The sequence below is a fragment of the Stenotrophomonas sp. 2694 genome (genome assembly GCF_040548715.1).
GTDB lineage: Bacteria > Pseudomonadota > Gammaproteobacteria > Xanthomonadales > Xanthomonadaceae > Stenotrophomonas > Stenotrophomonas indicatrix.
In genome coordinates, this window is the sequence record NZ_JBEPSG010000012.1 from 1 (window position 1) to 14,866 (window position 14,866).

Annotated in this window: 13 protein-coding genes; 8 read left to right on the forward strand and 5 right to left on the reverse strand. The window is 66.9% G+C overall.

Going from position 1 to position 14,866, the window contains the following annotated elements; genetic code table 11:
* Positions 1 to 294: 294 nt before the first annotated feature.
* Positions 295 to 1,554, forward strand: a complete 1,260-nt coding sequence (gene fabV, locus ABIA73_RS14410; RefSeq protein WP_025875119.1) for an enoyl-ACP reductase FabV — start codon at positions 295 to 297, stop codon at positions 1,552 to 1,554.
* Positions 1,555 to 1,672: 118 nt separating this feature from the next.
* Here fabV and ABIA73_RS14415 read toward each other — a convergent pair whose 3' ends face one another.
* The 3 genes from ABIA73_RS14415 to ABIA73_RS14425 form a co-directional block, all read right to left on the reverse strand.
* The gene (locus tag ABIA73_RS14415) at positions 1,673 to 3,742 is read right to left on the reverse strand and encodes an EAL domain-containing response regulator (RefSeq protein ID WP_032977927.1); all 2,070 of its coding nucleotides are present in this window, start codon (positions 3,740 to 3,742) and stop codon (positions 1,673 to 1,675) included.
* A 91-nt stretch (positions 3,743 to 3,833) separates the two neighbouring features.
* Entirely contained in the window at positions 3,834 to 5,018 is a 1,185-nt protein-coding gene (locus ABIA73_RS14420) for a BaiN/RdsA family NAD(P)/FAD-dependent oxidoreductase (RefSeq protein ID WP_032977610.1), read from the reverse strand.
* The gene (locus ABIA73_RS14425; protein ID WP_025875114.1) at positions 5,015 to 5,563 is read right to left on the reverse strand and encodes a YaeQ family protein; all 549 of its coding nucleotides are present in this window, start codon (positions 5,561 to 5,563) and stop codon (positions 5,015 to 5,017) included. The genes ABIA73_RS14420 and ABIA73_RS14425 overlap by 4 nt, the downstream gene beginning before the upstream one ends.
* A gap of 180 nt (positions 5,564 to 5,743) precedes the next feature.
* Between ABIA73_RS14425 and ABIA73_RS14430 the strand changes: the two genes are divergently transcribed.
* Positions 5,744 to 6,613, forward strand: coding sequence for a pseudouridine synthase (locus ABIA73_RS14430; RefSeq protein WP_354275952.1), 870 nt, complete (start codon positions 5,744 to 5,746; stop codon positions 6,611 to 6,613).
* Positions 6,614 to 6,626: 13 nt separating this feature from the next.
* On the opposite strand, the gene ABIA73_RS14435 is transcribed toward ABIA73_RS14430, so the two are convergent.
* Positions 6,627 to 7,115, reverse strand: coding sequence for a YaiI/YqxD family protein (locus ABIA73_RS14435; protein ID WP_301865988.1), 489 nt, complete (start codon positions 7,113 to 7,115; stop codon positions 6,627 to 6,629).
* A 304-nt stretch (positions 7,116 to 7,419) separates the two neighbouring features.
* Between ABIA73_RS14435 and ABIA73_RS14440 the strand changes: the two genes are divergently transcribed.
* On the forward strand, positions 7,420 to 7,629 hold the full coding sequence (locus ABIA73_RS14440) for a cold-shock protein (RefSeq protein ID WP_025875108.1): 210 nt from the start codon (positions 7,420 to 7,422) through the stop codon (positions 7,627 to 7,629).
* Positions 7,630 to 7,707: 78 nt separating this feature from the next.
* On the opposite strand, the gene ABIA73_RS14445 is transcribed toward ABIA73_RS14440, so the two are convergent.
* Positions 7,708 to 8,127: a hypothetical protein gene (locus tag ABIA73_RS14445; protein ID WP_080149087.1), complete on the reverse strand. Its 420-nt coding sequence runs from the start codon at positions 8,125 to 8,127 to the stop codon at positions 7,708 to 7,710.
* Positions 8,128 to 8,218: 91 nt separating this feature from the next.
* Here ABIA73_RS14445 and ABIA73_RS14450 point away from each other — a divergent pair, with 91 nt between their 5' ends.
* The 5 genes from ABIA73_RS14450 (at position 8,219) to aroD (ending at position 14,866) form a co-directional block, all read left to right on the forward strand.
* Positions 8,219 to 8,908, forward strand: a complete 690-nt coding sequence (locus ABIA73_RS14450; RefSeq protein ID WP_080149085.1) for a glutathione S-transferase — start codon at positions 8,219 to 8,221, stop codon at positions 8,906 to 8,908.
* A gap of 31 nt (positions 8,909 to 8,939) precedes the next feature.
* Positions 8,940 to 10,505 (forward strand): protein adenylyltransferase SelO, encoded by a 1,566-nt coding sequence (locus tag ABIA73_RS14455; protein ID WP_218789130.1) that lies wholly within the window; start codon positions 8,940 to 8,942, stop codon positions 10,503 to 10,505.
* 650 nt (positions 10,506 to 11,155) lie between these two features.
* The gene (locus ABIA73_RS14460; protein ID WP_025875101.1) at positions 11,156 to 12,667 is read left to right on the forward strand and encodes a right-handed parallel beta-helix repeat-containing protein; all 1,512 of its coding nucleotides are present in this window, start codon (positions 11,156 to 11,158) and stop codon (positions 12,665 to 12,667) included.
* A 22-nt stretch (positions 12,668 to 12,689) separates the two neighbouring features.
* Positions 12,690 to 13,979 (forward strand): carbohydrate porin, encoded by a 1,290-nt coding sequence (locus ABIA73_RS14465; protein ID WP_354275953.1) that lies wholly within the window; start codon positions 12,690 to 12,692, stop codon positions 13,977 to 13,979.
* A gap of 35 nt (positions 13,980 to 14,014) precedes the next feature.
* A complete protein-coding gene (gene aroD, locus ABIA73_RS14470; protein ID WP_354275954.1) occupies positions 14,015 to 14,866 on the forward strand; it encodes a type I 3-dehydroquinate dehydratase in 852 nt (283 codons plus the stop codon).

Here is a 14,866-nt window from a genome sequence, read left to right on the forward strand (position 1 = left end):
GCGCGGGGGGGGGGGGGGGCGCCGGGTGGCCGCCCCCCCCCGCCCTAACGCCCCGTCCCCCCCCCCCCCCCCCCCCCCCCCCCCCACCCCGCCAATCCACAGGAACCCGGCTTCTGCCGTCGACGTTGCCTCTGCGGGTGCAGGGTGCAACCCTGCAGAACAAACTCCACCCTACGCCGCCGTCGGTTGTGCAATCTTCCCCCGCGCACTACGATCCTGCGGTTCGCGCGCACGCGCGCGCCACGTATTCCTGCTGAGCGCCCCGCGCGCCGCACCTGCCAACCCGAGGTCTTCATGGTCATCAAACCGCGCGTCCGCGGCTTCATCTGCGTCACCACCCACCCGACCGGCTGCGACGCCGCCGTCAAGCAGCAGATCGACTACATCCGTGCGCGCCCGCCGATCCAGAACGGCCCCAAGCGCGTGCTGGTGATCGGCGCCTCGACCGGCTACGGCCTGGCCGCGCGCATCACGGCCGCCTTCGGCAGTGGCGCGGCAACCCTGGGCATCTTCTTCGAGCGCCCGGGCAGTGAAACCAAGCCGGGCACGGCGGGCTGGTACAACTCGGCGGCGTTCCACAAGTACGCCGACGAAGCGGGTCTGTATGCCAAGAGCATCAACGGCGATGCGTTCTCCGATGAGGTGAAGGCCAAGACCATCGAGATGATCAAGGCCGATCTCGGCCAGGTCGACCAGGTGGTCTACAGCCTGGCTGCACCGCGCCGCAAGCATCCCAAGACGGGCGAGATCATCAGCTCCACGCTGAAGCCGATCGGCGAGCCGATCACCCTGCGCGGCCTGGATACCGACAAGGAAGTGCTGACCGAAACCCACCTGCAGCCGGCTACCCCGGAAGAAATCGCCGGCACCGTCGCGGTGATGGGCGGCGAGGACTGGCAGATGTGGATCGACGCGCTGGCCGATGCCGGCGTGCTGGCCAACGGCTGCACCACCACGGCCTTCACCTACGTGGGCGAAGAGATCACCCAGGCGATCTACTGGAACGGCTCCATCGGTGCTGCCAAGAAGGATCTGGACGACAAGGTGCTGGGGCTGCGCGAGAAGCTGGCCAGGATCGGCGGCGATGCGCGCGTGTCGGTGTTGAAGGCGGTGGTGACCCAGGCCAGCTCGGCCATTCCGACCATGCCGCTGTACCTGTCGCTGCTGTTCAAGGTGATGAAGGAAAAGGGCACCCACGAAGGCTGCATCGAGCAGCTCGATGTGCTGTACGACATCCTGTACGGCGCCAAGGCCGATGGCGTGGCGGTCGATCGCCTGCGCCACGACCTGGTCGATGGCGATGGCCATACCGTTGCGCTGATCGATGAGGAAGGCCGCCTGCGCGCCGACTACAAGGAAATGGCCGCTGACGTGCAGGGCAAGGTGCTGGCGCTGTGGCCGCAGGTGACCAACGAGAACCTGTACGAGATCAGTGACCTGGCCGGCTACAAGGCCGATTTCCTGCGCCTGTTCGGTTTCGGCGTCGAAGGTGTCGACTACGAAGCCGACGTCAACCCGGACGTGAAGATCGACAACCTGGTCGATCTGACCTGATCAACGGAAAAGGCCGGCGCAAGCCGGCCTTCTTCATGGGTAGCGCCGGGCCATGCCCGGCGAGCGCAGCGGTCTGCAGGCCACCCGCCGGGCATGGCCCGGCGCTACCGATGAGGTGTCAGCCGAACTCGAAGTTCATCGCCGGCGCTGCCGGGCCGACGAAATCGCCCTGCACGTAGTCCACGCCGGCACTGAACAGCAGTGTCATCGAGTTGGCGTCGCTGACGAACTCGGCGATGGTGCGGATGCCCGCTTCCTGCGCGCGTGCGGTTATCTGGCTGACCCGGTCGATGTTCTCGCGGGTGGCGGCCAGGTCGCTGGTGAAGCCGCGATCAAGCTTGAGGAACTGCGGCTGGAAGTGGGCCAGCAGCTGGAACGAGTCCAGGCCCGAGCCGAACTGCTCCAGGCCGATCCGGCAGCCGAGCGGTGCCACTTCCGCCAGGAACTGCTGGGCACTGCGCAGGTGGGTGAACACCTTCGATTCCGGTGCATGCAGCCACAGGCGTTCGCCCGGCACGCCGTGCGCCTGCAGCTGCTGGCGCAGCGTGGCGATCATCTTCGGATCATCGAACGATTCCGGCGTGACCTTCACCAGCACCTGGGTGGGATGACCCTCGCGGGCACGCGCGCCCAGCACCGCGATTGCCTGCGAGACGACCCAGCGGTTGATGTCCGCCAGCAGGCCATGTTCTTCGGCAATGCCGAGGAAGGCGGTCGGGCTCAGCAGTTCTCCGTTGTGTTCCAGCCGCAGGTAGGCTTCATACAGCTCCAGCGACTCGCCCTGAAGGTTCAGCACCGGCTGGTAATGCAACTGGAAGCCATCGCCTGCCAGGGCTTCGCGGATACGTGCGACCCAGCGCTGCACGCGCTCTTCCTCCACGCGATCAACAGCGGCCGGGTCGAAGATGCGGCAGGTATTGCCGAGGGCGGCTGCGGCCTGCGTGCATTCACTGGCGCGCGCCAGCACCTGGCCGATGCTGGCGATCTTCTCGCCCACCTGCACCCCGCCAATGCTGACGGTCACCGTGGCCGAGCGCGCGCCGATGCTGAAGACGTGTGCGGCGTAGGCTTCGCGGATGCGCTCGGCCAGTGCCACGGTCTGCGCATAGGGGCCGGACTGCAGTACGGCGAAACTGTGTTCGCCGAAACGGGCCAGCTGCGCATCGTCGCCAACGACGTCGGCCAGCAGGGCGGCGAGGGCGCCGATCAGGGCGTCGGCCGAGGCCAGTCCGATATCCGGGAGCAGGCGCGCGTAATGGTCCGGCTCGACCATCAGCAGGCCGAACTGGCCTTCGCTGCGCCCGGCCTGGGCAACCGCGTCCTCGACCTGCAGCATGAAGGTGGGGCGGTTGAGCAGGCCGGTGACCTGGTCGCGCTGGCGCAGGTCCTCGACCTCGCGCGCCAGCTCCGGGTCGAATTCCATGCGCCGGCGGAACACCACCTGCAGGCAGGATTCGCCCTCGTAGGTGGCTGCGGTGAATTCCATCGTCGCCGGGAAGGCGCTGCCGTCCTGGTGGCGGGCGTCCAGCTGGTACTGCGGCGGAGGCGCTTCGCCGCGGCTGAGTGACTTCAGCAGCTGCTTGAAATCATCCACGTGCTGGGCGGCAACCATGTCCAGCAGCGAGATGCCTTCGACCTCCTCGAAATCCTCGTAACCGAACATTTCCAGGTAGGCATCGTTGGCGCGGATATGCATGCCTTCGTGGACATAGGCAATCGGCTCGCGCGAAGAGGCGATCAGCGCGTCGCAGCGACGCTCGGTCTCGCGCATCTGCGCTTCGATCCGGCGCAGGCCGCGCCGCGCCTGCAGGTCGACCCACTGGTCGCGGACCACCGCCAGCAGGTGTTCGGCGCGCTGGCGCAGGGCGAGGGCGCGAACCCCGTTGCTGCTGGCCTGTACCAGTTCGTCCTCGTCGATGCGTTCGGCCAGCAGCACCAGCGGGATGTCCTTGCCGCTGGCGGCGATGTGCTGGGCCACCAGTGGCAGCGGAATGCTCTGCGAGGGCGCAGCCAGCACCAGGTCGATCGCCTGGCTGGCCAGCACCTGCGACAGCTCGGCCGAGTCCTGCGGGCGCCATGGGCGCACGGCGATGCCGCTGTTGCGCAGGGTGCTGACGATGGCTTCGGCGTTCTCGCCGCTGTCATCGACGATCAGCAGGCGGATGGTGATGTCGTTCGCGTTCTGCATGCACTGCTCCCCAATCTGCAAATCTAGATACACGATGCGTGGCGGCGCGTCCATGCGCGCAGCGGTTGCGTGCATGGAACGGCGATGCGGTTCACACCACGCCGCCGGCCGCGTGTCCGCTGGCCCAGGCCCACTGGAAGTTGTAGCCGCCCAGCCAGCCGGTCACGTCCAGCACCTCGCCGACGAAATGCAGGCCGGGTACGCGCTTGGATTCCAGCGTCGAGGAAGAGACCTCGTTGGTATCGACGCCGCCCAGGGTGACTTCGGCGGTGCGGTAGCCCTCGGTGCCGCTGGCCACCAGTGGAAACGCTGAAAGCACCTGTGCGGCCTTGCGCAGGTCCGGCTCGTCCAGCTGGCGTACCGGGCGGTCGGGCAGCCAGTGCTCGCACAGGCGCTGCGCCAGCCGCTTGGGCAGCACATCGCCCAGCACCGTGCGCAGTTCCGCGGCGGGGCGTTCGCGTTTCATCTGGCGCAGCCATTCGGCGGCATCCTGGCCGGGCAGCAGATCCAGCGACAGCGCGTCGCCGGGCTGCCAGAACGAGGAAATCTGCAGGATGGCCGGGCCACTGACGCCACGATGGGTCAGCAGCATGAAGTTGCGGAAGCGGGTGCCGTTGCTGCTGGCCTCGACCGGCAGGGCGACGCCGCTGAGCTCGGCCAGGCGCTCCTGGTGGGTGCCGCTGAGGGTCAACGGCACCAGGCCGGCGCGGGTGGGCAGCACCTGGTGGCCGAACTGGCGCGCGATCTCATAGCCGAACCCGGTTGCACCCAGGCTGGGAATGGACAGGCCGCCGGTGGCGACCACCAGCGAGGCGCAATGGAACAGGCCGTGCGTGGTGTGCACGCGGAAGCCGTCAGTGCCGTGCTCGATGCGCTCCACGCTGCACTGCGTGCGGATCTGCACGCCGGCCTGCTGGCATTCGTCCACCAGCATCTTCACGATCTGCTTGGACGAGACATCGCAGAACAGCTGGCCCAGTTCCTTCTCGTGATAGGCGATGCCGTGGCGCTCGACCATCTCGATGAAGTGGTAGGGCGAGTAACGCGCCAGTGCCGACTTGCAGAAATGCGGATTGGCCGACAGGAAGTTGGCCGGGGTGGTGCCGGTGTTGGTGAAGTTGCAGCGGCCACCGCCGGACATCAGGATTTTCTTGCCGATCTTGTTGGCGTGGTCGATCACCTGCACATGCCGGCCTCGCTGGCCCGCCGTGATCGCGGTCATCAGCCCGGCAGCGCCGGCACCGATCACCAGCACGTCGCAGCGGATCGTGCTCATGCCTTGGCGCGCTTTCGCCAGTTGGGGATCACGTCCAGCTGCATCTGATCGTTGAGCAGCTGCACTTCGGCGTCCTGGATCAGCACGCTCCAGCGCATCGCACGCTGGATCTGCTGGCCCCACAGATCGACGAAGCCGCCGTCCAGGTCGACCACCGACAGGTTGTCGAAGCGGGCCAGGCCCTTGCCCTGCTTCTGCCACCAGATGTCCGATGCATTGCCACCGTAGTTGACCACCTGCACCTGCCGGCTGCGGTTGCTGGCCTTGCGGATGCGCGACTCGTCCGGATGGCCGAGGTCGATCCACTGCAGGATGTCGCCGGTGTAGTCGTGTTCCCACAGGTCCGGCTCGTCGTCGGTGCTCAGGCCGCGGCCGAATTCCAGGCGGTCGCCAGCGTTCAGCGCGAAGGCGAGCAGGCGCACCATCAGGCGTTCGTCGGTTTCGGACGGATGCTGGGCCAGGGTCAGGTTGTGGGTCGCGTAGTAGCCGCGATCCATGTCGCTGATCTGCAGTTCGGCCTTGCGGATGGTGGCGGTGAGGGCCATGAAGATCCAGAGGGGTAAAGACCGTCAATGATAGAGGTTTGCCCCGGGGGTGTCCGGTATGGGGGTGTCGGCAGGGCCTGATCGGTGGCACGCTGGCCGCCCTGATGCTTCTGGCGTGTCCTGTCGTATGTCCCTTTCACGTCCGCGCCGTCTGCAGAGCGATGGCGCCCCGATCGCGCCATGACCACGCCCAGCCGACTGCAGCTGCCGCCCGGTGACTGGAATTCCCTGCTGGACGGCCTGTGCGCGCGCTTCCCGCGCATCGACCGGCTGCAATGGGAGAGTCGCTTCGCACGCGGGCGGATACAGGACGCACAGGGCAGGGCGCTGGCACCGGACATGCCGTGGCAGGTGGGGCTGGAGATCCGCTACTTCCGTGAAGTGGCCGATGAGCCGGTGATTCCCTTCGAAGAGAACATCCTTCATCACGACGCGCACCTGCTGGTGGCCGACAAGCCGCACTTCCTGCCGACCGCGCCGGCCGGCGCATTTGTGCGCCAGACCCTGCTGGCGCGCCTGGTCGAGCGCACCGGCAACGCCGACCTGGTGCCATTGCACCGGCTGGACCGGCTGACGGCCGGCCTGGTGCTGTTTTCCACCCAGGCGCAAACGCGCGACGCGTACCAGAGGCTGTTTCGTGAGCGCCGCATCGAGAAGACCTACGAGGCGCTGGCGCCGGCCTTGCCGGACCTGCGGTTTCCGCTGGAGCGGCATAGCCGGCTGCAGCCGGGGGAACCGTTCTTCCGTATGGCTGAAGTTCCCGGCGAGCCGAATGCGCTGACCCGTGTCGAGGTCATTGATGCGCACGGTCCGGTCTGGCGCTACCGGCTTGCGCCCGAATCCGGGCGCAAGCATCAGCTGCGCGTCCATATGGCCGCGCTCGGGGCGCCGATCCTGGGGGACGAGCTCTATCCGCAGCTGCACGTGCGGCCAGAGGGTGCGGCCGAGCCGCCGTTGCAGCTGCTGGCGCAGGTGTTGGCCTTCGATGATCCGTTGACCGGCCAGCGACGCAGCTTCCGCAGCACGCGCACCTTGTGCGTTCCCGGCTGACGCACAGCCGGATTCACCTGCCCGGTCGTCGCGCCAGCCAGCGGTCCAGCTCGGCAGCGAACAACTGGCGGTCGCGCGCGCCGAGCGGCGGTGGCCCGCCGGTCTGGACGCCGGCGCCACGCAGTTCTTCCATGAAATTGCGCATCGACAGCCGCTCGGCCATGTTGTTGGGGGTGTACAGCTGGCCGCGCGGGTTCAGGGCCACGCCCTTCTTCTCCAGCACCAGGGCCGCCAAGGGGATGTCCTGGGTGACCACCAGGTCGCCGGCAGCCATCCGTTCGACAATGGCGCTGTCAGCCCCATCCAGTCCCTGCGGAACCTGGATGGAGCGCAGCCAGCGCGAAGGCGGGGTGCGGATCCACTGGTTGGCGACCAGGGTCAGCTCCACGCCGACCCGTTCAGCTGCGCGGAACAGGATGTCGCGGATGACAACAGGACAGGCGTCTGCGTCCACCCAGATGCGGGGGAGCAGGGGTTCAGCTCGGGTTTCAGCTTCAGTCATTTACCCAGTGTAGGGTAGGAAAAACCTGAATGGGGACCCGGGTTTAGCCTCGATCTGGTGCAACCCCTTGCCCTGTCTAGGGGCTGGCCATTTGACGCTGAATATCATGGCTATCGCTTTTTGCTCAAAACACGCGTATCGTCTGGCCCACTGTGTTTGCTAGGGTCACCGTGAATCGTGGCCTGGTGCAGTTGATCTCACGATCCGCTCATCGATCCGCTTTACCAACGCCTGCAACTCAGTCTCGGCCCCGATACCCGGTGGCTGCGATTTTTTTCAACATGTGTTTCAGGAGTTAGTAAATATGTCTGATCGTCAGACCGGCACTGTCAAGTGGTTCAACGACGCCAAGGGCTTCGGCTTCATCACCCCGGAAAGCGGCCCGGACCTGTTCGTGCATTTCCGCGCGATCCAGGGCACCGGCTTCAAGACCCTGCAGGAAGGCCAGAAGGTTACCTTCGTCGCCGTCCAGGGCCAGAAGGGTATGCAGGCTGACCAGGTGCAGGCGGTCTAATCCGTCTGCTACCGTTTGGTAGCCAGAACGCCGGGAGCGAAAGCTCCCGGCGTTTTTCGTTTGCGTCGCACGACGGGTTCAACCCGCAGCCAGCGCCCGCTCCAGCAGCTGGGTTATTTCCTGGTACTCGGCGCGTTCGGCTGCCGGAATGCGCGACAGGATCTCGCGCAGGACATCAACCACCTCCGGACCCACCGGCACTTCCATCCATTGCAGGTGATAGGCCGCCAGTATCCGGCTGTCGTCATCGCTGGAATGGAGCTGACTGAACAGCAGCGGCAAGGCTTCGGGCTTCATGCATTCACCCAGCGCGTCGGTGCAGCGTTGCTGCCAGAACGCGGGTTGCGCTGCGATCATCTTCTGCAGGCGCTGCCAATCGTGCGCTTCGAATCTGCGCAGGACGCCCTTGGCGACGTGCTCGCAGATGTACTGCGTCCAGGTGTGGTCCTCGGATTGCCCGAGGTAACCAAGCAGTGCATCGAACGGCGGGGTGTCCATGCTGGCAGGCCTTCCACGGCCGGGCAGGGTAGCAGACACCTGCGTGCACCAGGCCGCGCTACCATCGGGCACCTTTCTGCGGAAGCCGCCCATGCGCATCGTCCATCATCTGGAAAATTCCCGTTCGCTTCGCGTGCTGTGGATGCTGGAAGAGCTGGGGCTGGACTACGAACTGCGCCGCTACCCGCGCGACCCGAAGACCCTGCTGGCGCCGCCGGAACTGCGCCAGGTGCATCCGCTGGGCAAGGCGCCGGTGCTGCAGGATGGCGACCTCATCCTGGCCGAATCCGGCGCCATCCTCGACTACCTGGTTGACCGCTACGACGTGCATCGCCAGCTGTCGCCGTCGCCGGTACCGGCCGAAGGCAAAGAGCGCATCGATTACCGCTACTGGCTGCACTATGCCGAAGGTTCGGCCATGCCGCCGATGCTGCTGACCCTGGTGATCAGTCGCATCCGCAGCGCGCCGATGCCGTTCTTCGCGCGGCCGATCGCCCGCAGCATCGCCGACAAGGCCGAGCGCGGTTTCATCGGCCCGCAGCGACGCCTGCATCTGGACTGGATGGAACGGCGCCTCGCCGAAAGCCCGTGGTTTGCAGGCGAACGCTTCACCGCTGCGGACATCCAGATGAGCTTCCCGATCCAGGCGGCGGCCGCACGCGGCGGCGGGCTGGACGACAAGCCGTCGTTGCGTGGCTTCCTCAAGCGCATCGGCGAGCGTCCGGCCTACCGGCGCGCCGAGGCGCACGGCGGGGCATTGCAGGCCCTGCGCGGCGATTGAGGATGGCCGTCGCCGCCCCCATGCTTTGCCCATGGATACCACTGCCCCCCAGTTCGACAACCGCCTGCTGAATCTGCTGCCGGGCGATCCCGAGTCCGGTCCGCGCCGGCGCGAAGTGCTGGGTGCGGCCTGGTCGTCGGTGATGCCGACGCCTGTCGCAGCGCCGGTGCTGCTGGCGTGGTCGCCGGAGGTTGCCGGGATGCTGGGGTTCGATCCTGCGCAGGTCGATGACGAAGGCTTCGCGGAGGTGTTCGGCGGCAACGCGTTGTACGCGGGCATGCAGCCGTGGGCGGCCAACTATGGGGGCCATCAGTTCGGCCATTGGGCCGGTCAGCTCGGTGATGGCCGCGCCATCTCGCTGGGCGAGGTGATCGCCCCCGATGGCCGGCACTGGGAGCTTCAGCTGAAGGGTGCCGGGCCGACGCCGTATTCGCGCGGCGCCGACGGCCGTGCGGTGCTGCGCTCGTCGATCCGTGAATTCCTGTGCAGCGAGGGCATGCATCACCTGGGTGTGCCGACCACGCGCGCCCTGTCGCTGGTCGGCACCGGCGAAGACGTGGTGCGCGACATGTTCTACGACGGTCATCCGCGTGCGGAGCCCGGCGCGATCGTCTGCCGGGTATCGCCCTCGTTCCTGCGCTTTGGTTCGTTTGAACTGCCTGCTTCACGTGGCGAGACCGCACTGCTGAAGCAACTGGTCGAGGCGTGCATCGCCCGCGATTTCCCGGAACTGACGGGGCAGGGCGAAGCGCTGTATGGCGACTGGTTCGCACAGATCGCCGTGCGTACCGCAGAGATGATCGCGCACTGGATGCGCGTGGGCTTCGTGCATGGGGTGATGAACACCGACAACCTCTCCGTGCTCGGCGTGACGCTGGACTATGGCCCCTATGGCTGGGTCGAAGACTTCGACCCGGACTGGACCCCGAACACCACCGATGCGCAAGGACGCCGCTATCGTTTCGGCACCCAGCCGCAGGTGGCGTACTGGAATCTCAACCGGCTTGCGCAGGCGCTGTCGCCGTTGTTCGCCGACGTGCAGCCGCTGCAGGCAGGGCTGGCCGCTTACCAGGCGACCTTTGTCGCCTGCACCCGTCGCGATGTTGCGGCCAAGCTGGGGCTGGCCGCGGCCGATGATGCCGATCTGCAGCTTTACCAGCGCTGGCAGCAGCTGATGCAGGACGGCGGCATGGACATGACCCTGGCATGGCGTGCGTTGATGCGCATCGATGCCAACGCACCCGATGCAAGCGTATTGGCCGAGGTCTTCTACGACGCCGAGCGCCAGCACGCGGTGCAGGAACCTCTGCAGCACTGGTTGCAGGAGTACGCGGCGCGGCTGCGTGCCGATCCGCTGCCGGCAGCCGAGCGTGTCGCCAAGATGGGCGCGGCCAATCCACTGTATGTGCTGCGCAACTGGCTGGCACAGGAAGCGATCGACCGCGCCGAGCAGGGCGATCTGGGCGGTGTGCATGCCCTGCAGGACGTACTGCGTGATCCGTACACCGAACGCCCGGGGCTGGAGCATTACGCCGGTAAGCGGCCGGCGTGGGCTGACGACCGCGCAGGCTGTTCGATGCTGTCCTGCAGTTCGTAGGGTTTTCTTTTGCAGGGCTGCGCCCTGCACCCGCCGAGGCCGGAGCAACAGCCACAGCGGGGATCCTGTGGGATGGCCGGGCACTGTGGGTTTGCGGGGACGCCGTAAACCCCCGGTGGCCAGTAGCGCCACGCCATGCGCGGATGTTTTCGATTTCAATTCGAAATATTCGATTTCAACCAGATGTGATCCACGCGAAGCGTGGATGGACCAGCCGTCATCCGGAAATTGTCGAGGGGGGGGGGCGGTGTGGGTGGGCAGGACCGCAGGCGCCATGGATGGCGCCTACGAGCCCCCAAGGATGGGTTGACGGCGTGTCCTGCCCACCCGCACCGCCCCGCCCAGCCAGCAGAAAACCAGAGCCTCCCTTGACCTCGACGTTGCTCTGGCTCCAGGCAGGTGCAGGGCTGCAAGCCCTGCAAACACCCCGCCTACAACGATGGTAGTACCCATTCAGTGCGATATTCGCACGCGCAGTCGATTACCGCACTTGAATGGTGCAGTGCGATAAACCTACTTTCATTTCCGCAGTTTCATAGCAGTCCAAGCGATCCACCCCTGGCGGGGCGAGGGCAGCAGCCGGTCCGGTGCTGATGCCAGGTGCAGGGGGAAGGCCGCCGGATTTTCCTTCCTCTGCGCGGAGTGATCGCATGCGCCGTCGTCTGTCCATTGTTTCCCTGTCCCTGCTTGCCGTGCTGCCGTCGCTGGCGCTGGCCTACCAGGCCGAACCGCCGCGCGAGGCACTGCAGGTGCTGCGCGTGGACCGCTACGCCGACGACGCCAACGCCGGCTCGCTGCGCTGGGCGATCACCACTGCCAATGCGGCGCCGGGTCGCTACCGCATCGAGATCGCGGCCGTTGGCGCTGCGCCTTACGTCATCACGCCGGCCACGCCGCTGCCGGAGATCAAGGGGCCGGTGCAGATCATCGGCACGTCCTGGGAACGCGATGGCCAGTACGTCGCCATCGATGGCTCGGCCTACGTCACCGGCACCGGAACCGATGCCTGCCCAGGCGCCGAGCCGGGCCAGTCCGGCACCAACGTGCGCACCACCACGCTGCCGGGCCTGGTCCTGCGCGATACCCAGGGCGTGGAGCTGGCCGGCCTGGAGATCCGCAATTTCTGCATCGGCGTGCTGGTCAACCGCTCCAGCCACAACGAGATCCATGACAACCGCATCGTCGCCAACAAGGGCGGTGCCGGCATCATGCTCACCGGTGATGACGGCAAGGGCCAGTCCACCGCCACCACCACCGTGCACAACCGCATCGTGCGCAACGTATTCCTCGATAACGGCGACGGCCTGGAGTTGACCCGCGGCGCGGCCTGGAACCTGGTGGCCGACAACCTGTTCCAATCCACCAGGGCCAACCCGGAACCCTCGCAGGGCATCGAGATCCTGTGGGGCAACGACAACAGCGTGGTCCACAACCGCTTCGTCGATTACTCCGATGGCCTGCAGATCAACTGGGGCAACCGCAACTACATCGCGGCAAACACCTTCACCGGCAATTCGCTGGGCCTGAGCATCACCGGCAGCGGCAACGTGGTCGACGGCAACACCATCACCGGCAATGGCATCGGCATCGGCGTGCGCCCGCAGCCGGTCAGTGCGCCGAACCGCTTCACCGGCAACCGCATCTACGGCAACGGCCTGCCGATCGAGCGCTGCGAAGCCGGCGGCGCCTGTGTGAAGGGCCAGCCGCGTGGCGCCATCGTGTTCGGTGTGCCGGGCCTGGAGCACGCCAGCTTCGTCGGCTCCCGTGGCCGTGGCGTGGACAACGATGCGTCCAAGCGTGCGCGCATCTGCACCGCTGCCGGCCAGGCTGGCTGCCAGCCACTGCCGAATCTCGGCCAGGCCGCGCCGCAGCTGACCGCAGTGCAGGGCAAGGGTGCGCAGCGCCAGCTGACGGGTCGTCTCCAGGGCGTGCCTGATGCCCGCTACCAGGTGGAAGTGTTCGGCAACCGGGCCGCCACCGGCAGCGAGGCCGAGTGGGTGCTGGGCAGTGTGGAAGCACGTACCGACGCGCAGGGGCAGGGCAGCTTCACCTTCCCGCTCGGTGCAGGGACCGACGCTGCCGCTGCCGGCAGCCTGACCGCCACGGTTACCTCGGCGCAGGGCGCCACCTCCCCGCTGAGTGCGCCGCTGTCGCTGCGCTGATCACCTCCACGAGACCGCGATCATGAATCCTGCGAAACCTGTTTCCCTGGGCCTGCTGGCCGCCCTGCTGCTGCCAGCCGTGGCCAGCGCGCAGTCCAGCAACCGCTACGAAGGCAAGACCCTTACCGGCGACTGGGGCGGCACCCGCACCGAACTGTTCGAGCGCGGCGTTGCCTTCCGCGGCGACTACGTGGGCGAGGCCATGGGCGTGGTCGATGGTGGCTACGGCGAAACCGGCGCGCGCTATGCGCAGCAGGTGCGGGTGGGCGTGGACCTGGACATGGGCAAGCTGGCCGGCTGGGACGGCGGTGCGTTCCACTTCACCCTCAACGATCGTCGTGGCCGCAGCACCTCGGTGGACTTCGTCGGCAACCGCTTCCCGATCCAGGAGGCGTATGGCGGCCAGTACACGCGGCTGACCGAGCTGAGCTACGACCAGACCTTCAATGCGGGCCGGTCGTACTACAAGCTGGGGTACTACGCGATGGGCAACCAGTTCGGCCTGCACAGCCTGCTGACCCACTTCGTCAACGCCGCATTCTGCGCCCACCCGCTGGCGATGTCCGGCAACAGCGGCTGGTACAACTACCCGATGGCACGCTGGGGCGGTGAGTTCGCCCAGCAGATCAGCCCGGCGGTGAACGTGCGCACGGGTTGGTTCCAGGTCAACCCGAACCTGGGCGGCAACATCGAACGCAACGCATTCCGTCCGTTCGTTTCGGGCACCACCGGCTCGCTGTTTCCGGTGGAGGTGACCTGGACGCCGGCCAAGGGCAGCCGCTACGCCGGCGTCTACAAGTTCGGTGGCTACTACGACACGTCGCGCGTGGACAGGCGCGGCCTCGATACCTCGCCGACCACCGGGCGCCACGGCGCCTACGTGCTGGCCGAACAGCGTCTGACCCAGGAATCGGCCGACCCGAGCCGCGGCCTGACCGCCTTCGCGCAGTACATGGTGTCCGACACCGATACCGCGCAGATCAAGCGCTGGTACGCGCTGGGCGGCGTCTACCAGGGCATCGGCGCGCGTGCGCAGGACAGCATCGCGCTGGGCTACGTCGGCGCTGACATCAATGACCGCCTGGTCGATGCGCGGCGCGCCACGTTGGCCGCCGGGGGCGTGCCCACCGATTCGCCGCTGTACAACCTCAGCCAGGCCGAGGAGCTGTTCGAGCTGTCCTACAGCTTCCAGGTGAACCCCTGGCTGATGATCCGCCCGGACGTGCAGTACATCGTCAACCCGGGCACGTTCAATTACAGCGGTACCGACAACGCCTGGGCCGTGGGTGTCCAGGCCAAGGTGGCCTTCTGATGGCCGCGCGCTCCTTCCATGCTGTGGTGACCGCGATGAAAATTCCGCTCGCTTCCGTTGTCCTCGCCGGCGTGCTCGCCTGCTCCCCCTTGCTGGCCCTGGCCGCGCCGCCACCGGCGGTGCTGCAGGTCGGCCAACTACGCATCGGCGAGGGCAGCCCGCGCACCATCGTACCGATTACCGGTGCCACCGCGGATGTCGCTCTGCAGCAGGCCGCGGCGATCGCCGCCAGCAGATCCACCGACATCGCCGAATGGCGCATCGACTACCTGGACATCGCCACCGATGACAAGGCGCTGGTCGCGCTGGGCAAGCGCATCCAGGCCACACTGGGGGGCAAGCCGGCCATCGTGACCTTCCGCACGAAGGCCGAAGGGGGCGCCAAGCCGATCAGCGATGCCGACTACGGCAAGCTCTACGCTGCGCTGCTGCGCGGTGGTGTCGCCCAGCTGATCGACGTGGAGATGTTCCGCGATCCGAAGGTGGTGCAGGCGCTGGTGGCGCAGGCCCACAAGGCTGGCGTGAAAGTGGTGATGTCCAGCCATGACTTCCACGCCACGCCACCGCGCGAGGAAATCGTCGCACGCCTGCTAAAGCAGCAGGCCCTTGGCGCGGACGTGCTGAAGATCGCGGTGATGCCGCGCGACGCTGGCGATGTGCTGGCATTGCTCGATGCCACCTGGCAGGTGCGCCAGCAGAGCGACAAGCCGCTGCTGACCATGTCGATGGGCGGCACCGGCGTGGTTTCGCGCCTGGCCGGCGAAACCTTCGGCCAGGCCCTGACCTTCGGCATGATCGGCACCCCGTCGGCGCCAGGCCAGGTCGAGGTTGAGCGCCTCCAGGACGTTCTGCAGGTCATTCATGCATCCAGCCAGGCCGGTCACTGA